This is a genomic window from Paenibacillus tianmuensis (assembly GCF_900100345.1).
GTDB classification, from domain to species: domain Bacteria; phylum Bacillota; class Bacilli; order Paenibacillales; family NBRC-103111; genus Paenibacillus_G; species Paenibacillus_G tianmuensis.
On the sequence record NZ_FMTT01000011.1, the window covers coordinates 20,041 to 39,950 of the forward strand.

The 19,910-nt window shown below is 55.4% G+C and carries 16 protein-coding genes and 1 pseudogene; 12 read left to right on the forward strand and 5 right to left on the reverse strand.

Features of this window, described 5'->3' with window-relative positions:
* The 7 genes and pseudogenes from BLO51_RS30770 to BLO51_RS09500 all read left to right on the forward strand — a co-directional run bounded on the left by BLO51_RS30770 (nucleotide 1) and on the right by BLO51_RS09500 (nucleotide 6,436).
* A complete protein-coding gene (locus BLO51_RS30770; RefSeq protein ID WP_281180336.1) occupies nucleotides 1-492 on the forward strand; it encodes an MBL fold metallo-hydrolase in 492 nt (163 codons plus the stop codon).
* Entirely contained in the window at nucleotides 489-743 is a 255-nt protein-coding gene (locus BLO51_RS30775; RefSeq protein WP_281180337.1) for an MBL fold metallo-hydrolase, read from the forward strand. The genes BLO51_RS30770 and BLO51_RS30775 overlap by 4 nt, the downstream gene beginning before the upstream one ends.
* 27 nt (nucleotides 744-770) lie before the next feature.
* The gene (locus BLO51_RS09480) at nucleotides 771-1,628 is read left to right on the forward strand and encodes a Cof-type HAD-IIB family hydrolase (RefSeq protein ID WP_090670283.1); all 858 of its coding nucleotides are present in this window, start codon (nucleotides 771-773) and stop codon (nucleotides 1,626-1,628) included.
* A gap of 117 nt (nucleotides 1,629-1,745) precedes the next feature.
* Nucleotides 1,746-2,811: pseudogene (locus tag BLO51_RS09485) on the forward strand (ABC transporter substrate-binding protein).
* A gap of 19 nt (nucleotides 2,812-2,830) precedes the next feature.
* Nucleotides 2,831-4,588: an ABC transporter permease gene (locus BLO51_RS09490; RefSeq protein WP_090670285.1), complete on the forward strand. Its 1,758-nt coding sequence runs from the start codon at nucleotides 2,831-2,833 to the stop codon at nucleotides 4,586-4,588.
* Complete coding sequence (locus BLO51_RS09495) at nucleotides 4,585-5,631, forward strand: ABC transporter ATP-binding protein (RefSeq protein ID WP_090670287.1); 1,047 nt, start codon at nucleotides 4,585-4,587, stop codon at nucleotides 5,629-5,631. Before BLO51_RS09490 ends, BLO51_RS09495 begins: the two co-directional genes overlap by 4 nt.
* Nucleotides 5,632-5,674: 43 nt before the next feature.
* Complete coding sequence (locus BLO51_RS09500; RefSeq protein WP_090670289.1) at nucleotides 5,675-6,436, forward strand: Cof-type HAD-IIB family hydrolase; 762 nt, start codon at nucleotides 5,675-5,677, stop codon at nucleotides 6,434-6,436.
* A gap of 143 nt (nucleotides 6,437-6,579) precedes the next feature.
* Here BLO51_RS09500 and BLO51_RS09505 read toward each other — a convergent pair whose 3' ends face one another.
* A complete protein-coding gene (locus BLO51_RS09505; protein ID WP_090670291.1) occupies nucleotides 6,580-7,530 on the reverse strand; it encodes a sugar-binding transcriptional regulator in 951 nt (316 codons plus the stop codon).
* A 418-nt stretch (nucleotides 7,531-7,948) separates the two neighbouring features.
* On the opposite strand from BLO51_RS09505, the gene BLO51_RS09510 reads away from it, so the two are divergent.
* Both BLO51_RS09510 and BLO51_RS09515 read left to right on the forward strand, forming a co-directional pair.
* The gene (locus tag BLO51_RS09510) at nucleotides 7,949-8,149 is read left to right on the forward strand and encodes a cold-shock protein (protein ID WP_090670293.1); all 201 of its coding nucleotides are present in this window, start codon (nucleotides 7,949-7,951) and stop codon (nucleotides 8,147-8,149) included.
* Between the two features lie 88 nt (nucleotides 8,150-8,237).
* Nucleotides 8,238-8,468: a cold-shock protein gene (locus tag BLO51_RS09515; RefSeq protein WP_090670294.1), complete on the forward strand. Its 231-nt coding sequence runs from the start codon at nucleotides 8,238-8,240 to the stop codon at nucleotides 8,466-8,468.
* Between the two features lie 246 nt (nucleotides 8,469-8,714).
* On the opposite strand, the gene cydC is transcribed toward BLO51_RS09515, so the two are convergent.
* From cydC to BLO51_RS09535, 4 genes are read right to left on the reverse strand one after another with little or no spacing between them, the layout of a single operon-like run.
* On the reverse strand, nucleotides 8,715-10,523 hold the full coding sequence (gene cydC / locus BLO51_RS09520) for a thiol reductant ABC exporter subunit CydC (protein ID WP_090670296.1): 1,809 nt from the start codon (nucleotides 10,521-10,523) through the stop codon (nucleotides 8,715-8,717).
* On the reverse strand, nucleotides 10,520-12,247 hold the full coding sequence (cydD, locus tag BLO51_RS09525) for a thiol reductant ABC exporter subunit CydD (RefSeq protein WP_090670298.1): 1,728 nt from the start codon (nucleotides 12,245-12,247) through the stop codon (nucleotides 10,520-10,522). Before cydD ends, cydC begins: the two co-directional genes overlap by 4 nt.
* Before the next feature lies 1 nt (nucleotide 12,248).
* Nucleotides 12,249-13,265 (reverse strand): cytochrome d ubiquinol oxidase subunit II, encoded by a 1,017-nt coding sequence (cydB, locus tag BLO51_RS09530; protein WP_090670300.1) that lies wholly within the window; start codon nucleotides 13,263-13,265, stop codon nucleotides 12,249-12,251.
* Nucleotides 13,249-14,658, reverse strand: coding sequence for a cytochrome ubiquinol oxidase subunit I (locus tag BLO51_RS09535; protein ID WP_090670302.1), 1,410 nt, complete (start codon nucleotides 14,656-14,658; stop codon nucleotides 13,249-13,251). Before BLO51_RS09535 ends, cydB begins: the two co-directional genes overlap by 17 nt.
* A 255-nt stretch (nucleotides 14,659-14,913) precedes the next feature.
* Here BLO51_RS09535 and BLO51_RS09540 point away from each other — a divergent pair, with 255 nt between their 5' ends.
* The 3 genes from BLO51_RS09540 (at nucleotide 14,914) to BLO51_RS09550 (ending at nucleotide 19,866) form a co-directional block, all read left to right on the forward strand.
* On the forward strand, nucleotides 14,914-16,722 hold the full coding sequence (locus BLO51_RS09540) for a sensor histidine kinase (protein ID WP_090670304.1): 1,809 nt from the start codon (nucleotides 14,914-14,916) through the stop codon (nucleotides 16,720-16,722).
* Nucleotides 16,715-18,238, forward strand: coding sequence for a response regulator transcription factor (locus BLO51_RS09545; protein ID WP_090670306.1), 1,524 nt, complete (start codon nucleotides 16,715-16,717; stop codon nucleotides 18,236-18,238). The genes BLO51_RS09540 and BLO51_RS09545 overlap by 8 nt, the downstream gene beginning before the upstream one ends.
* Nucleotides 18,239-18,387: 149 nt before the next feature.
* Nucleotides 18,388-19,866 (forward strand): ABC transporter substrate-binding protein, encoded by a 1,479-nt coding sequence (locus BLO51_RS09550; protein ID WP_090670308.1) that lies wholly within the window; start codon nucleotides 18,388-18,390, stop codon nucleotides 19,864-19,866.
* The last annotated feature ends 44 nt before the right edge of the window (nucleotides 19,867-19,910 follow it).

A 19,910-nucleotide genomic window follows, 5' to 3' on the forward strand; every position in this document is an offset into this window, starting at 1 on the left:
GTGAGGACGTTGCAGGTAACGATTCTAGGCTACTGGGGAGGGTATCCCTCTGCCGGCGGAGCAACTGCGGGATATTTGGTCACAACGGACGAGGGGCAGATTTTGCTGGATTGCGGAAGCGGGGTAATGAGCCGGCTTCCTTACCATACGAGTGTCGAACGGCTGTCCGGCGTCATTTTGTCCCACTTGCATCACGATCATATGGCGGATATCGGGATACTGCAGTATGCCGCCGTCGGAGCTCTCCGCACGAACCGGATGAGCGAGAGGCTCAAGCTCTTCGCGCCGGAGGAGCCGTCGGACATGCTCGTCAAGCTGCACGGTCCGCATTCGGACATCACGCCGATCCGCCCGGATTTGAAAGTCCGGCTCGCGGGCGCGGACATCGAATTCGTCCCTGTCGAGCATACGATTTCCTGTTTTGCGGTCAAATCACGTACAAAGGCAAGGTCCTCGTCTATTCGGGCGATACCTCGTATTGCGAATCGTTGATTGAGCTGGCCAGGGACGCGGATATATTCCTCTGTGAAGCGACGATCTGCGAAGGCAGCTACCACACGACGGGACAAGGACATATGGATGCCGGTCAAGCGGCCGCGATTGCCGAGAAAGCACGCGTGAAGAAGCTGGTGCTCGTGCATTTGCCCAGCGACGGGAATTTCGAGCTGATGAAGCGAACGGCAAGCGCCGTCTTCGGCGGCCAGGTGTTTCTGCCCGACTCGGCCAGCATGTACACGGTTTGACCTACACTCTTGAAACGGAGCGAAGCCATGTATCGACTACTCGCCTTGGATATGGACGGCACGCTGCTGAACCGCAGCAAAATCATCACGCCTGCCGTTCGCGACACTTTGCAAGCCGCGATTCGAAAGGGGGTGAACGTCACCATCGCTTCGGGGCGCTTCCCCGCATCGGTCTGGCTCCACGCCCGTCATGTTGGGATGGACGGCTGCTTGATTGCCTTCAATGGCGCCGTCATCCTGGACGCGGTAAGCGGCGAACGGGTGCAAGGCTTTCCGATCCGGCCCGATCCGGCCAAGCGTATTGCGGAACTGGCGGCTGAAGCAGGCGCATATGTACATTTTTACGGCTACCGGACGCTGTTTGTAGAGCAAGTGAATGAGATGAACGCGAGTTGGCCGCTGGCTAACGTCGTCATCGACCCGGACCTGCCGTTGACCTACGAGAACTATCGGGAGCAAGCCGACCGCATTCAAGTGAAGCAGGCGGGGCCTCTGGCCGCCTTCGCCGAAGCGGCGTCCGAGCCGCTATACAAAGCGACGGTCATTAGCGAAGACTCCGAATTGCTGGTTAGGCTGTACGATGAGCTGCGGTCGTGGAACGAATTGGCTTTGACGAAAACGGGCCAGCGGCGCTTCGATATCAATGCGGCCGGCGTCAGCAAGCGGACGGCGCTCGAAGCGCTGTGCCGGATGTACGGGATGCATGCGGCCGAAGTCGCCGCGATCGGCGATTACGACAACGATGTGGACATGATTGGGTGGGCAGGGCTCGGTATTGCGATGGCGAATAGCAGCGACCGTGTGAAGCAGACCGCCGACGCAGTAACGGACAGCAACGAGGAAGACGGCGTTGCCTCAGCGGTGCGGCGCTACTTTTTATCCTGAGTTATCGGATCTATATATAAGATGTTTATAAAGGTTGACATTCAAATTAACAGCCGTTTGACAAATGTTCTATATACTGAACATATCACATACCAAAATACATCGCGTAGGGAGAGAATGAGGTTGTTGAAAAAAGGTTCTTTACTGATGAGCTTGACGGCATTACTCGTATTCAGCGGTTGCGGCACAAGCGGACAACCGGCGGCCAACCAAGGAGCGCAGCCCGGTTCGAAGCAGGAGCCTGCCAAGCAAGAAACGAACACCCCCTCGGGCAAGCTTACGTTCTATACGTCCCAGCCGGAAGACGATGTCTCGAAGCTCGTCTCGGCTTTCAATAAGAAATACCCGGATGTGAAGGTGGAAAGCTTCCGTTCCGGCACCGAAGAAGTCACCGCGAAGCTGCAAGCGGAGAATCAAGCCGGGAAAGTGCAAGCCGACGTTCTCCTGCTGGCCGACGCCGTGACGTTCGAAGGCTTGAAAAAGCAAAATCTGCTCGCTTCCTAATAAATCGCCTGAGCTGGCAAAAGTCCCGAAAGATCTCGTCGATCCGGACGGCGCTTATTCCGGTACGAAAGTGATGGCTACCGTGCTCGCGGTCAACACCCAAAAGGTAAAAACGCCGCCGACTTCCTGGAAGGCGCTCGCCACGGCCGAGAGCAAGGATGCCGCCATCATGCCAAGCCCGCTTTACTCCGGTGCAGCGGCGTATAACGTCGGCGTTCTCTCCCGTACGGATGGCTTCGGCTGGGACTTCTTCAAGAGCCTGAAAGCGAACAACGTCGCGGTCGTCAAAGGAAACGGCGCGGTGCTGAACGCTGTCGCAAGCGGGGAGAAATCGTACGGCATGGTCGTCGATTATCTCGTCGCCCGCGAGAAGGCGAAGGGCTCCCCGGTTGAATTGGTGTATCCGTCGGAGGGCGTGCCGGTCATTACCGAGCCGATCGGCATTTTGAAAAATGCGGCCAACGAAAAAGCGGCCCAAGCGTTCGTGGACTTCGTCCTATCCGAGGACGGCCAAAAGCTCGCTTCCAGCATCGGGTACACGCCGATCCGCGAAGGTGTAGAAGCCCCGAAAGGACTGAAAAGCATCAATCAATTTAAAGTCATTTCTTCGGAGATTTCCAAATTAGCGGAAGCGCGCGAAGCGGACAAGAAACAGTTTACCTCCGTCTTCGGGCAATAAGAAGCGGAGCGAATAGTCTATGATCGATTCCAAACAGATTCGGCTTGAACGGACCCATGAGGGGAAAGGGGACAAGCCTGTCCCCTTGTCCTTTCCTTCCTTTCTATTGAAACGAGTGCTTGTAGGCGTTGCCCTTATTCTTCTGCTCATCTTCTTCGTCCTGCCGATCGGCAAGCTGATCGTTTTAAGCATGCAGGACACCGCCGGTCCGACGCTTACGCACTACTCGGAAATGCTGCAGCAGAGCCGCCTGTGGAAGACGTTAAACGATACGTTCGTGATCGTGGCCGGCTCCTCTCTCGTCTCGATTGCGCTCGGCGTGCTGGCCGCTTGGCTGATGGCCTACAGCGACATCAAGCACAAGAAAACGCTGCATATGGCGATGCTGCTTTCTTTTATACTGCCGTCTTATGTCTTGACGCTGTCCTGGTCTTCCTTTATGGGCAGCCAAGGGCTTGCGGCCGGTCTGCTGCATCTGGTGAACCCGGACGCCAAGCCGTGGAGCATGTACAGCTACGGCGGCATTATTTTCGTCATGGGGATTCATCATTTTCCGCTGGTGTATTTGCTGACCGTGGATGTGCTGAGAAAAATCCCGCGGGATCTGGAGTGGGCGACAAGGGCCAGCGGGGCTGGAAGATGGAAAACGTTCCGTTTGGTCACCCTTCCTCTGGCTTTGCCCGGCTTGACGGCCGGCGGTCTGCTGGCGTTCCTCGCCTCGCTCGACAACTTTGGAATCCCTGCGTTCCTGGGCATACCGAAGCAGATTTCCGTGCTTAGCACACTCATTTACGAAGAGATTATCGGCTTCGGCCCGTCCGCCTTCTCCCGCGGCGCCGCTTTATCCGTCATGCTGGGCGTGATCGCCATCATCGGCACGCTTCTGCAATGGCTCGCGGTCCGCAAAATCAAAGCGGCCGATACCGTCATCGTCGATAACAGCCCGCGCTTTGCGCTGGGGAAGCATCGGACTTGGGTCACCGCAGCCATATGGGCGTTTCTCGCGGTCATCACGGTCGTGCCGCTCGTGTCCATGATTGCCCTTTCTTTGAAAAAGGCGTACGGGCTTCCTTTCCAACCTGCAAACTTGACGCTTTCGAACTATAAATACATTTTGCTCGAAAATGAAAAAGTGTGGCAGTCGATCCAAAACAGTCTGACGCTATCGGCGACGACGCTGGTTATTTGTCTCGTGTTCGGCTCCTTGCTCGCCTATGTGCGGGTACGCAAGCCGTCGTGGCTGACCAAATCGTCGGAGCTTGCGGTGGCCCTGCCTTACACGCTGCCCGGGATCGTGTTCGGCCTGACCATGATCTTCGCGTGGATGCAGCCGATTCCCGGTTGGAATCCCGGCATTTACGGCTCAATCCGCATTTTGTTTATCGCGTATGTATGCCGATTCATGATTTTGCAGGTGCGGGCGGGCATTACGGCTTTCACGCAAATCGATCCTTCGATGGAGGAGGCGGCGCATATTTTCGGCGCGGGATTTTGGAAAAAGTGGGCCTTCGTCCTGCTTCCATTGCTGCTGCCGGGGCTGCTGAGCGGCGCATTCCTCGTCTTCCTGACGGCGTTCACGGAGCTTACGGTGTCCGCGTTATTATGGTCGACCGGATCGCAAACGATCGGCGTGACGATATTCGGCTTCGAGCAAGCCGGCAATACGCTGTATTCTACCGCATTGTCCAGCCTGATCGTTCTCTTGATTATGGTGGGGATGGGGCTTCTGCACTTGATTCGAAAGTTCTCAGCCCAAAAAGGAGTCCAGTCTTCATGAGCATTCAATTAGTGGAAGTCAGCAAAACGTTCGGAGCCTTTCAGGCGCTGAAGCCTTTGAATTTAACGATCGAGAAGGGCGAGTTCGTCGCTATTCTCGGTCCTTCCGGCTGCGGCAAAACGACGCTGCTGCGCATGCTTGCGGGCTTCGAGCAGCCGACCGCCGGGGAAATCCGCATGAACCGGACGACGGTAACGAAGCCGGGCTTCAGCCTGCCGCCGGAGAAGCGGAGAATCGGCATGGTGTTTCAGGCTTTTGCCCTCTGGCCGCATATGAATGTGACGGAACACATCCGGTTTCCGATCCGCCATCATAAGGAAACTCCGTCGTATATTCGCGAGAGGGAGCAGGAGCGGATTGCGAGCGTGCTCCAGATGGTCGGCTTGGAGCAGCACGGCACCCGCATGCCGCATGAGCTGTCCGGCGGGCAGAAGCAGCGGGTGGCGATTGCCCGCGCGATTGCGGCGGAGCCGTCGCTGCTGCTGATGGACGAGCCGCTCAGCAGCTTGGATGCGATGCTGCGCATGGATATGCGCCGCGAGATTCAAGCGATTCACCGCCAGACCGGAACGGCCATCGTGTACGTGACGCATGATCAAGGCGAAGCGCTCGCCATGGCCGACCGGATCGTCGTGATGAAGGACGGGCGCATCGAGCAGATCGGGACGCCGCAGGACATTTACCTTCGCCCGGAAACCGAGTTTGTCGCGAAGTTCGTGTCGAAGGCCAACCTGATCCGCGGACGCTGGAACCGCGACAGCTTTGTGCCGATAGGCACGGACGGTACCGTTCAATGGCAGGGCGGCCGCGTCGCCGATCATTTCAAGTCGTGCGGCATGTATCCGGTCAGGCCCGACCAGTTCAAGCTCGGTACTCCGGAGCAAGCCGGGATTTCGGGGGAAGTGACGAACGTGCAGTTTCAGGGAAAGGAATTCCATTACCATGTCCGGTCCGAGGACGGTCAATGGGAGATCAGCTCGCCGCTGCCATTTCAACTACACGATAAGGTCTCTCTCCACTTGCCGGCGGAAGAACAGCTATAGAATTTTACTACACCGAGGTGTTGATGTGACGCGAACGCGAAGCATGATTTTTTTTGATATCGACGGGACCTTACTGGATCATGACAAGCGGCTGCCTGCTTCCGCGAAGGAAGCCATCCTGGCGCTGAAGGAGGCGGGGCATGAGATCGCTTTTGCGACAGGCCGCTCTCCGTTCATGCTTGAGCCTTTGCGGCGCGAGCTCAGTATCGACTCCTTCGTCGGCTTCAACGGCCAATATGTGATGCTGCACGGCAAGCTGATTTATACCAACCCGATTCCGACGGAGGTCATCCGTTCGTTATCCGAATACGCGCTGCATCAAGGTCATCCGCTCGTTTATTTGGACGACGAGGGGATGAGAAGCAGCAGCAGGCGTCATCCTTACGTCGAGGAAAGCATCGGAACGCTGCAATATCCGCATCCCGAATACGATCCGCATTTTTACATAGACCAGGACATTTACCAAACGATGCTGTTCTGCACCGAACAGGACGAATCCGGCTACATCGAGCGGTTCCGGAAGCTGGACTTTGTCCGTTGGCACCGGCTGTCCATGGACGTCCTTCCTTTCGGCGGCTCCAAAGCGCAGGGCATCGAGCGGTTCATCGATAAGCTCGGCTTTCGGCGAGAGCAGGTGTACGCCTTTGGGGACAACCTGAATGATCTGGAGATGCTCCAATATGTCGGCCATAGCGTGGCGATGGGGAACTCACCGGAATCCGTGAAAAAAGTGGCGCGTTATATTACAAAGGATGTCGGTCATGACGGCATTGCGTATGGGCTTGAGCTTGTGGGCTTGTTGTAGGCAATATATATATAGAAGAAACCTTCAATCCGCTTTCGTGGGTTGAAGGTTCTTTCTTGCAATCGTTGCAGTACAGAAAAGTGTCAAGCCGGGTTTCTTTCATGCTCCCTCCGTTGCCGGTTCATTCGGCTGCGATCAAGGCTCTATTTTAACTTCGCGGCGAGACTGGATGCGGTTGGCTCGTCGGTGATCAACACATGCACGTACTTGCCTTTCAGCGCAGCAAGGATGCTATCCACCTTGTGCAGTCCGACTGCGATGGCGATTACCAGCTTTACGGCTTTCAGATGCTCCAGCTCCATGCCGATCACTTTATTGTTGATAGGGTGGTTGCAAAGGGCTCCATCCTGATCGATAAAGCGGGAATTGATATCGGCCACCGCGTTCAAGGCCTTCAATTGCTGCAGCACTTCTTGGTTCAAGTAGCCGATTTGTTCCATGGTCGACATGGCAAACGGATTCCCGATGCCAACCAGTGCCAGATCGATTTGCTTGCCTTCCTCCAGAACGGAAGAAATGTTCGGCAGCTCGACGATCTTATCCCGCAGCTCTTCGGTTTCCACCACCGCAGGAGCATACAGCGATTCGCATTTTACGCCCATTTTTTTGGACAGCTCGTACGCGATCTGGTTGGAATGAATTTCGACCTTGTCATTGCCCATCCCGCCGACAAGCGGGACGATCTTGAGGTTCTCTTTCTTTTCAAAAGGAAACTCTTTCACGACGTGGTACAGCGTCGTTCCCCACGATACGCCGATGCGCTCGGCCTGCTTCATAGCCTTAAGCACAAAACCGGCCGCCGCTTTGCCGACCGTGCTGTAAACCAGTTCCTGCTTCAAGTCGCGGGTAGGCACAACGATCGTTTGCTTGAGGTCGAAGGCCGCTTCGATTTCCTTCTCCAGCTCGCCGGTTTCCAGCGTATCGTCATGAATAAGAATTTCTACGACGCCTTCGTCGCGTCCCTTCTGGAGCAGCTTGGAGACGGCGGGCCGTGAAATGCCGAATTTCACCGCAATTTTTTCCTGAGTCCAAGCTTCAAAATAATATAGCTTCGCGATTTTCACGATTAGCTTTTTTTCCTCGGAATTTAACATGAACGACCGCCTAACATTTGTTCTCACGTCATACATTTGTAGTAACTATAAGGTTATTACCGTGCAGGGTCAAGTTAAGAATCCGTAAAACTTCGTCCCTCAACTCGGCTGCCCCGAGGTCTGAAAAGAACTGTTTAGGATACTGCCCTACGCGAATGCGAAGAGGAAATTCAGTGGAGATGAATCCTACTGGCTTTTCGTTATTGGGCCTTTATTATTTTTCTAACTTTATTTCCGGTAACAAACTTGTCTTTTGGATCTAATTATGCTAAACTAAAGTTAATCATAAATTTGACCTGTTAATTCACATATTGTAAAGGGTTATCATTTGTGTGATGGAGCCTTTTCCAATATGTGAATTTTTTATTTCTTTAATGGATAAAAAAGACATGTTAAATCAAATCTTGGAGGTAATACAATGCAAACAGGTACAGTAAAATGGTTTAATGCTGACAAGGGTTTTGGCTTTATCGAAATGGAAGGCGGCGGCGACGTATTCGTGCATTTCAGCGCGATCACAGGTGACGGCTTCAAATCGTTGGATGAAGGCCAGCGTGTCCAGTTCAATGTGGTACAAGGCAACCGCGGACCGCAAGCCGAAAATGTTGTAAAGCTGTAATGTAAGTCCAAGCAAACTGCCCTTAACTTGTGTTGAGGGCAGTTTTTTTTAGGATCAAGGGTTTTTTAAATCAAGGGAGGGGTTAACTGTGAATTTTCAAAAGAAATCGTTAGAGGATATCCCTGAGGAAAACACGACGATCTGGTCTTGCAGCAAGGAAGGATGTAAGGGGTGGATGCGGGACAACTTTGCGTTCGAGGATGTGCCGGTATGCCGGCAGTGCCATTCCCCAATGGTTCGTAGTGTGAAGATGCTGCCCTTGCTGGTCAATCCGAATGGCGACCTGAAGTCGCTCAAGAAAGGCATACAAATCTCGTAGCCCGTGCCCGTATATCCATGCACAAGCGTTCCTCAAGATCTGAACGGTCACTCACGGTTCCCTTCCCATCGTTTTAAGAGCAAGGACGACCTTTTTTAGGTGGTCCTTGTTTCCTTTGCACTCATCTTTTAGCGGTTGTTTTGGGAAGAACGAACAGCGGTATAACCGAAAGTTGACAGCATGCAAAAAAGCTGCTGACAATGGCTGTCAGCAGCGGTACTCACCGCCCTTTAAGGCCAGCTGAAATTATAGAACCGGTTCGTTTGGCCGGTCCAGACGGTACAAATTCCGATAGCGCGGATAGCGCTCCATTAATTCGGCGTGCGTGCCTCTCATCTCGACGCGCCCGTTTTCCATAAATATAATTTCGTCCATCTGCTCGGCCCCGACCAGATGGTGCGTAACCCATATCAAGGATTTGTCCCGCAGCGTATCGAACATCGTGGCCAGCAGCTCCTGTTCGGTCCGGGGATCGAGTCCGACCGTCGGCTCGTCCAGCAGCACGACTGGGGTGTCCTGCAGCAGGATGCGCGCAAGTGCAATCCGCTGACGCTCGCCGCCCGAAAAGCGCTGTCCCGTTTCGTGCATGGGCGTCCGATAGCCTGCGGGCAGCGATTCGATCAGGGCGTCCAGCTTGACGAGCTTGGTGGCCTGGCGGATGGCCTCGTCCGAGGCTTCGGGCTTCCCGAGCCGGATATTGTTCGCCACCGAAGTATCGAACAGGTGCGGGCTCTGGTTCAAGACCGAGATGACTCCAGAGATGCCGTCGCCAAGCGAATGTGCTGCCATGCCGTTCATGGCCACGTGGCCTTGCGTGGGGACGAGCGCCCCCTGAATGAGCTTCAGCAACGTCGATTTGCCTGCGCCGCTGCGGCCGATGACCGCGATCTTCTTCCCCTGTGGAAGATCCAGCGATACGCGATCAACCTCCCAGCGGCTTCCGGGCTCGTACTGATAGCACGCATTATCGACTTGAATATGCGCCGTCGTCCAGACCGCCGCAGCCACACGCTCGTCCCGCACCGGGGCAGGGGTGCTGCCGTTGGACAGCTCCCGACGGGCAGCTCCGTCGCCATCGCCTTGGGCTGCCACGCGCGAGTCGGCCTGCCCGCCAATGGCCGTCAGTCGGCTCAGCGATTCCCGGTACTGCGGCAGCTTCTCTGCAGCCTCCGAAAGGGGCAGAAACACATCCGCCACCGGGAACACGACGAGCACGAAGGCGGCGATCAAGGTCACGGCGATTCGCTGGTCGGCCGCTTGCTGGCCCGCCCAATAAATCATAGAGACAACCATGAGGCCGACCACCCCTTGGGCGATCGCGTTTCTGCGTCGGGTCCAATTGCTCGTTCGCCGTTCCAGTCTAGCCATCTCTGCTTCGTCCGTTTCGTAGCTTTCAATAAAGCTCGACGCTCTCCCGCTGACGACCCAGTCGTTCATTCCGAGCACCGCATCGGTCAGCTTCTGGTACAGGCCACTGCGCTGGCGCTTGATCAGCGTATGGTTCTTCCGCGTGACCGCTAAGGAAACGGCGGGCAGCACGAGACCGAGAATCAACAAATAAACGGCCGTCAGCAGCGCGAACCTTCCGTCAAAGCAGCCCAGCGCCACAACCGACAACACGAACACGATGAAAGCAGCCATGCCTGGAAACACGATGCGCAGATAAACGTTCTGCAGATGCTCGATATCATCGGCCAGCACGCCGAGCATGTCGCCCGTGCGGAAGCGGGAGCGGATGAACAGCGCCTGCGGTTCGAGGAGCCGGTACAGCCGGACGCGCAGGTGCGAGATCATGCGCAGGATCGTATCGTGTCCGACGAGACGTTCGACATAGTGCACGACCGCCCGGCTCGTTCCGAAGGTTCGGACCAAGACGATCGGGACATAGACCATCAAGATGTTTTCCGGCCGCAGCGCCGATTTGGAGATAAGATAACCGGAAGTGAACATCAGGGAAGCGGCACACCCGGCCGTTAACGCCCCTAATACCACAATCGCCGCGAACCGCCAGTAAAATGCCCGCGACTCCGGGCGCAGCCAAGCTTCCCGCTTCATGATATCCCCTCCCGCTGTGATGTGATCAATTCGTAGTAGATTCCTTTGTTTGCCAGCAACTCCTCGTGCGTGCCGGTTTCCGCGACACGCCCTTGATCCAGAACGATGATCCAGTCCATATCCGGCATCCAATGCAAGCGGTGCGTCGCCAGAAACACCAGCTTATTCTCGAACAAGGAAAGCATCGTCTCTTTCAGTTCGTACTCCGTCTCGATGTCCAGATGAGCGGTCGGCTCATCGAGCAGCATGACCGGTCGACGGCTTAGAAAAGCGCGAGCCAGGGCGACGCGCTGCTCTTGACCGCCGCTCAGCGGCCGCCCGCCATTGCCCACGATTTCCCCGCTGCCGCCCGGCAGGTCGGCGACGAGTCCGGCAAGTCCGGCCGCGGCGATCGCGCGGTCGACTTCTTCCTGCGGCGCTTCCGGAGCGTAGAAGCGGACATTGTCCGCCAAGGAGCCGTGGAACAAATACGGATGCTGCGGAATATACGTCGTTTGGCTAAGCCAGGCCTCCGCATGCATGGAGCTAGCCTTGAACCCGTCAAGCTCGATATTCCCGGACGTCGGATGCAGAAACCCGCCCAGCACGTCGATCAGCGTTGACTTCCCTGCGCCGCTCTCGCCGACGATGCCGATTTTGCGCAAGCCCTGGATTCGCACGGACACGTTCTGCAGCGATGGCGGTCCTTCCGGCTCATGCCGCACCTGAATCCGGGAAAGCGTCAGCTCGCTGTCGCTGCCCCAGACGAACGAGGCCGGAAGTGCGGGCGCGGCTTTTGTCCCGGATGGCCGATCCAGAATGGCCCGGATCGCCTCGCCGGCTTCTTTGCCGTTCAAGGTGGCATGGTAATCGGCCCCCGCCAAGCGGATGGGGAGGAAATACTCTGGCGCCAAAATGAGTACGGTAAGCCCCGTCACCAACATGAGGTCGCCGCTCACCAGCCGCAGCCCCAAGCTGACAGCCACCGAGGCGACGGACAGCATGGTGAAGAAATCGAGCGCAAACGACGACAAGAACGCCACGCGCAGGGTACGCATCGTCGCCGAGCGGTATTTGTCGCTCACCCGCCCGATCGTCTCGCTGTGCGAGCGGCTGCGGCCGAGCACCTTCAGCGTCTCCAGCCCGCGAAGCGAATCGACAAAATGATTCGACAAGACGCGGTAGGACTGCCACTGCTGCTGCATTTGCTTGCGCGCGGCGAGTCCGATCAAGATCATGAACGCGATGAGAATCGGCATCGTTACGAGTAGAATGACGCCCGACACGATATCGAGCCAGAACACGTACACCAGCACAACCGCAGGGATAACCCCTGCGGAAGGCATACGGGGAATCGTCAGCTCCAGAAAAGTACGGAACCGTGAGATGCCGTCCAGCACCAGCGTAACCAGATTGCCCGTGCCCTCCGTTTTGGCGAACCTTGGCCCGAACTCGAACAGCTTCTCCATCAGTTGCTTGCGCAAGCTCGCGCCCGTCTTCTCGGCATAGCGATAGGCGATCTTTTGTTGAACGAGTCCCGCCGCCTGACGGAGCAGAAATGCGAGCAGAAACCGCAGCGCGGTCCCTGTCAGCTCCTGCAGCGGCTTACCGGCAAACAGGGCGGAGACGGCCTCCGCCAGCCATGCCGCCTGACCTAAGATGGCGGCGCTCTGCACCAAGGTCAGCAAGGTTATGATGACGAGAACCGGTTTGATGCCTTGATAACCGAGCAGCGCCTTTCCCATGTTAGTACTCCAAGTGCTGCTTTTCGTGCACGCGTTTGTGGAAGACGAAGTAGCTCCAGATTTGATAGCCGAGCACGAAAGGAAGCAGGCTTAAAGCCGCATAGGTCATCACTTTAAGCGAATAAGGACCGGAAGCGGCATTGTGGATCGTCAGGTTGAACGCGCTGTCGATGGAGCTGATCATCACCCTCGGAAACAGTCCGATGAACACGGATACGATCGCCAGAGCGATCACGGCTCCCGTCATGCCGAACGCCCAGCCGTCCTTCTTCTTGGCGTTAAAGGCTCCGGCGAGGATGAAGGCGGCTACTCCGGCAACGGCCATGACCGTCAAAATGCCGCCGCGAACCTGGAATACGTCCGTCATTGCGTAAGTCATCGCTCCGAATACCGCCAGCAGCCCCGCGAGCGGGATCAGCAGCCGGCCGCCCAGCGCCCGCGCCCGCTCTTGCAAGTCTCCCGTCGTCCGCAGCGTCGTAAACATCAGGCCGTGCACGAGGCACAGCACCGTGACCGTCACTCCGCCGATGACGCTGTAGACGTTCACGATGTCGAACAATCCGGCGCGCATTTCCATCTGCCCGTCGATCGGCAAGCCTTTCAGCAGGCAGGCGAAGACGACCCCGAACAGGAACGGAGGCAGCAGACTGCCCATGAAGATAACGCCGTCCCAGGTCTGCTTCCAGCGCCGGCTGTCGACCTTACCGCGAAACTCGAAGGCGACGCCCCGGCCGATCAAGGCTAGCAGAAGAACGACAAGCGGCGTGTTGAAGCCGCTGAACAGCGTGGCGTACCAGTTGGGGAAAGCCGCGAACATCGCGCCGCCCGCCGTCAGCAGCCAGACCTCGTTCGCATCCCAGAACGGACCGATCGAATTAATAAGTACCCGGCGCTGTCCGTCGGTTTTACCCAGCAGCGACGCTGACATGCCCACGCCGAAATCGAAGCCCTCCAGAAAGAAGAAGCCGACGAACAAAACCGCCACAAGAATAAACCAAAGCTCATTTAGAGAAAGCATGTTGTCCCTCCCTGTCGAATGGATCGTCCGCATGTGCGTTTTCGGCATGCTCGACGGCATTCGGTCCTTTTTTGATCACTCGGATGAATAAGTAGGCCATGACGATGGCGAGCACCGTATAGGCGCCGGTGAACGAGATCAGCGAGAACAGCACCTGCCCGGCGCTGACGCTCGGGGATACTCCGTCCTCGGTGCGCATAAGCCCGAATACGGCCCATGGCTGACGGCCGATCTCCGTCATAATCCAGCCCGAGGTGTTGGCGATGAACGGCATGGAGATGCCCCACACCATCGCGTGCAGGAACCACTTGCCCGCTTGCTCCAGCTTGTTGCGGGCCGCGAGATAGCATCCGTACAGGCCCAGCAAAATCATGACCGAGCCGGCGGCTACCATAATGCGGAAGCTCCAGAACGTCGTGCGCACCGGCGGAATGTAGTTGCCCGGACCGTACTTTTGCTCGTATTCCGCTTGAAGGTCTTTCATCCCCGGCACGCTGCCGGAAAATTTGCTGTACGACAAATAGCTGAGCAGATACGGCACTTTGATTTCCATTGTATTTTGCTGTTTCACCGGATCGATGAACGCCGTGACCGTCCAAGGCGCGGGATCGCTGCTCGTTTCCCAGAGACCTTCGCTGGCCGCCATTTTCATCGGCTGGGTGGCGACAAGATACTGCGCCTGCTGGTGGCCGAACAGCGCGACGGCGACGGACGAGATCAGTCCGATCACGATCGCGAGTTGAAACGATTGTTTGAAGAATGGCACGTCTTGGCGCTTTAGCAGCTTCCAGGCGCTGATCCCGGCCACCAAGAAGGCTCCGGTCATAAAAGCGGCGAACACCGTATGCGGGAATTCCCACCACAGCTGGCCGTTCGTGATCAGAGCGAGGAAGTCGTTCATTTCCGCTCTGCCGTTATTGAGCGTGAAGCCTACCGGACGCTGCATGAAGGAATTGGCCGCGAGAATCCAGAACGCCGACAAGATCGTGCCGATGGACACCAGCCAGATACAGGCCAGGTGAACCTTCTTCGACAGCCGCTCCCATCCGAAGATCCATAAGCCGATGAACGTCGATTCCATGAAGAACGCCAGCAAAGCCTCGATGGCCAGCGGAGCGCCGAAGACGTCCCCGACAAACCGCGAATAACTCGACCAGTTCATACCGAACTGAAATTCCTGCAAAATCCCGGTGACCACGCCGACGGCGAAATTGATCAGAAACAATTTGCCCCAGAACTTGGCCATCCGTTTATATTCTTCCTGGCCTTTGACTACGTACATCGTCTCCATGATCGCAATCATCAGCGCTAATCCGATCGAGATGGGCACGAAAATAAAGTGAAAAATCGTCGTTGCGGAAAACTGTATGCGCGAGAGCATCACTACATCCATGGGATTCCTATTCCACCTTTCTCCTGAACCTGTTGTTTTGGCAAACCGTCACGGATTGTTGTGAGGATTGTCATGGTCTATTTCTATTGTGAGGAAAGCTTGTCCCGGAAAATATGACTTAGATCACAGCAATCCCGGGATTTCGTTTGTGAAAATCCGAACTTTTGAACTATTTTGGAACATTTCCCGATTCATTTTCTGGCATGCTATAATTTAGAGATCGAAGCGCAGGAACGGCAGCAGGGGGGGGACGAAATGATTGGAAGCGTATACCGGAGATATATCAAAAACAACTTATTTATGAAGCTGCTGCTTTCGTTTGCCCTTTTCATCATTCTGACCATCATCGCGCTCTCGTACCTGATGGTTCACGTGATGTCGCAATCTGTCGTACAGCGGGAGATGGACAACCAGAAGAAGGCGATGGAGAGCGTAAACGCGTTTTTGAGCGAAAAATACGAGTCGGTGCAATCGATGGTGCTGGGTGTCTATCGCGAACCGAGGCTGGCTGCCGACATCTCGTATTTCCTGCAGCATGATTTTCGGGATTATATTGAGCATGGTTTGAACCGATATTATGAAGAAGATGTCGCTCCTTACGGCCTGTCCTATTTTGCCAACCGGCTTGAGGACGATATGGATATTCGGAATCTGATGCTGTACAGCGCGGAGAAGCAGTACTTGTATGTGTATAACCGGAAAAAATCGGCGAAGCTTCATTTGACTAATGCCGTCCGCTCGTATGTTCCGGATGCGATGGCGTTGGACAACAAGAACGTCTCCGTGCCGAATCCGTGGATCCGCAAAGAAATCGATCAATGGAACCCCCGGCTGTTTGCCGTCCGGGCTGCCATGAACGACAAAAACTCGCTGAAATATATCGGGCAGCTTTTGATTTATTTCGATTCCGAAGGCATTTGGAAGTCGCTGGCCAGCTACAAAGAGACGCTCAAGGGGACGATTCTCGTGCTGACCCCGGACGGGCAGGTCATTTTCGATTCCTCGGGGACGTATTACGGCAAACCTTATCCCTACATGAATCAAATTCAACAGGAGACGGGCATGCTGGAGCAGGAATCGTATATTGCGACGCTGGCGCAAAACCAGGCGGGCTACGTCGTGGTCGGCGCGATTCCGAAGCAAGAGATCGCGGACGCGTCCCAAGGCTGGAAACGGACGATCCTCATCGCCAGCGTGCTGGGGATTCTGATCGCCATTCTGTTTCCGTCGCTCGTCGTAATCAATTTCGCCAAGCGGACGAACAAAATTATCCGGTTTATGAAAAAGGTCGAGACCGGAGACTTGACCTCGCGCATCATCGAGCCGAAGGAAGACGAGCTGGGCCAAATTTCCCGCAGCTTCAACGATATGCTGGACGAGCTGAACCGCTATATCGAGCGGGTGTATAAAGCGGAAATTCGGCAAAAGCATACGGAATTCGTCGCGCTTCAGGCGAGGGTCAATCCGCATTTTCTGTATAACACGCTCGAAGTGATCCGGATGCGGGCCATCTCCCAAGGCGCGCATGACGTAGGCGAGATGATCTTTAGCCTGTCGGCGCTGTTCCGCAACGTCGTGCAGCAGAAGGCCGTCTATACGCTCAAGGACGAGCTGGAGGCTTGCCGCCTGTATTTGGAGCTGTTCCGTATTCGGTATAAAGACAGGTTTACTTACGCCATCGAATGTGATCGGGAGCTGTATGGGATTCCCGTCGTCAAAATGTTTCTCCAGCCGGTCATCGAAAACTACATCGTTCACGGCATCGAGGCAGACCGGGACGATAACCGCGCCGTCATCCGGTTCTCCTGGGAGAACGGGACGATTCGCGTCCAAGTGGAGGACAACGGCAGAGGGATCGAGCCGCAGCGGCTCAAGGAGATCAAGGAAGCGCTCGGAGCGCCCGAAGAGGTTGGCGGTTCGTTCGGACTGCGGGTCGTCTACGAGCGGCTCAAGCTGCTGCACGGAAGCAGGGCTGGGATGGAGCTGAAGAGCAAGCCCGGGGTCGGTACGACCGTGACCGTGTGGTTCCCGGAAAAGGAAGGAGCAGGCGAATCCGATGTATAGAGTGTTTTTGGCGGATGACGAGCCTTTCATTATTGAAGGGCTGTACGATATTATCGACTGGGCCGCGTTGGGACTCGAAATCGTCGGTCACGCGGGGAACGGGCAGAAGGCGCTGGACGCCTTGAAGCGCACGCCTGCCGACATTCTGATTACGGATATTTCGATGCCGGTTATGACGGGACTGGAGCTTATCCGCGCCGTCCGTGAATGGAATCCGGGTCTAAAGGTCATCATCCTGAGCGGCTTCAACGAGTTCGACTATTTGAAGGAAGGCATGCAGCTTGGGATCGAAAACTATTTGCTCAAGCCGATCGACGTGCAGGAGCTTCGCTCCACGCTGACCACGACGACGGACAAGCTGAACGCCGCGCAGGCCGAGCGCGTCTTGGGCGAACAGGACATGCGCATTCTGAAGGAGCACATTATGCACCGGTGGCTAACCGGCCAGATTGCCCCGAACGAATTCGACGAACGAGCCGAGCTGCTGCAATTGCAGTTGAACCGTTCTTATGTGCTAGTGGCGCTCATTCGTTTTCCTGAGGGGGACGCGGGCGAAGCTGACTATGTAGCGGAACAGAAGCTGCCGGGCTTGTCGGTCATTCCGTTTCACAATATGGACGGTGAACTGGTCGTCGTCTTTACGCTGGACGAGCCAACGGAGGGCAAGCGCACCGCGCTGGAGATGCTGGCCCGGACGAAGGCCGATTTCGCCGCGGCTTCCCGGTCTTGCCGCATATCGCTCGGCAGCGTGGAGCGGCTGCCTTACGAGGCGGCGCAAAGCTATGCCCATGCGAAGAAGGCGCAGGAGTTCTTTCTGCTCTATCCCGACAACGATATTCTGGATTACGAGGAAATCGCCGTTTCCGGCGAGACGGCCGGACTCGATTTTCCTCTGGAATGGACGGAATATTCCAAGCTTATTTTGGCCAAAGATAAAGATGGCTTGCTCGCCCGCATCGATCAGGATTACGAATGGCTCCTGACGCAGGAGGGAATGACGCCAGCCCGGCTCCAGCAAATCTCCGTCGAACTGATGATCCGGTTCAAGATGGAGCTGAAAGCGATCAAACATACGGATTCGTCGGAACTGTATCAGGAAGCCTTCGGCACCTTGCTGCATGCGGGTACGGTGGACCGGATGGCCGACGCTGTAAAGACGGTGGCCGGCTTAACTGTCGATTCGTTAATCCAGGACGTCCGCAGCCCCGTCATCCAGCAGGTGCTGAAGCTGATTCACGACAGCTACGCCGAAGAGCTGTCGCTGAAGACGCTCAGCGGGCAGTTCAATATTCATCCGGTGTATCTCGGCCACCTGTTCCATAAGGAAACGGGCGAGAACTTTACGGAATATATCAACAAGTACCGCATCGAGAAGGCGAAGACGATGTTGAAGGAGACGCATCTGAAAGTTCAGGAAATCGCCAAAACCGTCGGGTATTGGGAAACCAGTTATTTTTACAAACAATTCAAAAAATATGTCGGGATTTCCCCGACGGATTACAAAGGGCTGCTGTGAAGGGTGAACACCGGCAGACCCTTTCTTTATTTTGTACAGCATACCTTTAGTTTCTTGCCTATTTGTAAATGCTTTCTTGAGTTAATGTAAAGGTAGCCATTGAAACGATTCAACGGCTGCTTGAAAGAAAAAGGGAGGTATCTGCGAACATGAAAATGAAAAAAAGAAGCCTGTTTGCCGGACTCGCGCTCATGCTGTCGGCTTCGGTCGTCTTGACCGCATGCGGAGGCAGCAAGGACAGCGCGCAGGACGCAGGAGGCGCCGCGGGCAAACCTGTTGAGCTGCTTTGGTATACGATCGGCACACCTCAAAAGGACGTTGACCGGGTCATGGAAGAGGTCAGCAAATATACGAAAGAAAAAATCGGAGTTACCGTCAAAATGAACATGATCGACTTTGGCGATTACTCGCAAAAATTGCAGGTCATGACCGCTTCCGGTACGCCGATGGACATCATGTTCACGTCTTCCTGGGCGTTCGACTACGTTCAGAACGCAAGAAAAGGCGCGTTCATGAAGATCGACGATCTGCTTGAGAAACAAGGCAAAGGCATCAAGGACCTGCTTGATCCCGCCTTCTTAAGCGGTTCCAAAGTCGACGGCCACAACTACGGCATTCCGGCCAACAAAGAGCTGCCGGCGCAAGAGGTATGGCGCTTCAACAAGCAGCTGCTCGACAAGTACAACCTCGATATCAAGAACGTGAACTCGCTGGAAAGCCTGGAGCCGCTCTTGAAAACGATTAAAGAAAAAGAGCCGGGCGTCATTCCATTCTCCGTCGACAAAAACTACGGCGTATTCGTACCGTACGACTACGTGATCGAGAAAATGCCGATGGCGGTCAAAGTAGACAACCAAGACTACAAGGTCGTCAACGTTCTGGAAACGCCGGAGATGAAGCAAACGCTCCAAACGATGCACAAATATTATAAAGCCGGCTACATTCCTACGGAAGCGGCAACGATGGTTTCCTCGACGGACGTGCAAAAAACCGGCAAATGGTTCGCGGACAAAGCAACGACGCAGCCGTTCGCGGACAACCTTTGGTCAGCCAGCTACGGTTACCCGGTCGTATCCACACCGGCCAGCCCGGCTTACATTTACAACTGGTCCGTTATGGGCTCGATGCAGGCGATCTCGGCGAACTCCAAAAATCCGGAAAAAGCGATGGAGTTCCTGAACCTGCTGAACACCGATCCGGTATTGCGCAACATGGTCGACTCCGGGATCGAGAACGTGCACTACAAAAAAGTTGGCGAAAACGTGATGGAGAACCTGCCGGAACCATCGAAAAACTACGATATGCCGACGTTCTCGCTGGGTAACCTGATGATCACGTACCTGAACCCGACCGATCCGAAGGACAAATGGGAAGGCTTCAAAAAATTCAACAGCACCGGTAAACCTGCCGCGCTGCTCGGCTTCAACTTCGACCCGTCCAAAGTGACTAGCGAAATCGCAGCAGTACAGAACGTCAAAGAAGAATTCTGGGCGCCTCTGATGACCGGTACGGTCGATCCGGATCAAATTATTCCGCAGGCCAACCAAAAGCTGAAAGCTGCCGGCCTTGACAAAATCATGGAAGAAGCGCAGCGTCAAATCGACGCATGGAAAGCAACCAAAAAATAATAAAGCTTCTTAAAAGCAACAGAGCTTCTTGACCGAAGCTTTCT

What these genes read in the sequence shown, in the direction of transcription:
- BLO51_RS09480 (WP_090670283.1), top strand. Translation starts at nt 771, where the DNA reads ATGTATCGACTACTCGCCTTGGATATGGACGGCACGCTGCTGAACCGC.
- BLO51_RS09490 (WP_090670285.1), top strand. Translation starts at nt 2,831, where the DNA reads ATGATCGATTCCAAACAGATTCGGCTTGAACGGACCCATGAGGGGAAA.
- BLO51_RS09495 (WP_090670287.1), top strand. Translation starts at nt 4,585, where the DNA reads ATGAGCATTCAATTAGTGGAAGTCAGCAAAACGTTCGGAGCCTTTCAG.
- BLO51_RS09500 (WP_090670289.1), top strand. Translation starts at nt 5,675, where the DNA reads ATGATTTTTTTTGATATCGACGGGACCTTACTGGATCATGACAAGCGG.
- BLO51_RS09505 (WP_090670291.1), bottom strand. Translation starts at nt 7,530, where the DNA reads ATGTTAAATTCCGAGGAAAAAAAGCTAATCGTGAAAATCGCGAAGCTA.
- BLO51_RS09510 (WP_090670293.1), top strand. Translation starts at nt 7,949, where the DNA reads ATGCAAACAGGTACAGTAAAATGGTTTAATGCTGACAAGGGTTTTGGC.
- cydC (WP_090670296.1), bottom strand. Translation starts at nt 10,523, where the DNA reads ATGAAGCGGGAAGCTTGGCTGCGCCCGGAGTCGCGGGCATTTTACTGG.
- cydD (WP_090670298.1), bottom strand. Translation starts at nt 12,247, where the DNA reads ATGGGAAAGGCGCTGCTCGGTTATCAAGGCATCAAACCGGTTCTCGTC.
- cydB (WP_090670300.1), bottom strand. Translation starts at nt 13,265, where the DNA reads ATGCTTTCTCTAAATGAGCTTTGGTTTATTCTTGTGGCGGTTTTGTTC.
- BLO51_RS09535 (WP_090670302.1), bottom strand. Translation starts at nt 14,658, where the DNA reads ATGGATGTAGTGATGCTCTCGCGCATACAGTTTTCCGCAACGACGATT.
- BLO51_RS09540 (WP_090670304.1), top strand. Translation starts at nt 14,914, where the DNA reads ATGATTGGAAGCGTATACCGGAGATATATCAAAAACAACTTATTTATG.
- BLO51_RS09545 (WP_090670306.1), top strand. Translation starts at nt 16,715, where the DNA reads ATGTATAGAGTGTTTTTGGCGGATGACGAGCCTTTCATTATTGAAGGG.
- BLO51_RS09550 (WP_090670308.1), top strand. Translation starts at nt 18,388, where the DNA reads ATGAAAATGAAAAAAAGAAGCCTGTTTGCCGGACTCGCGCTCATGCTG.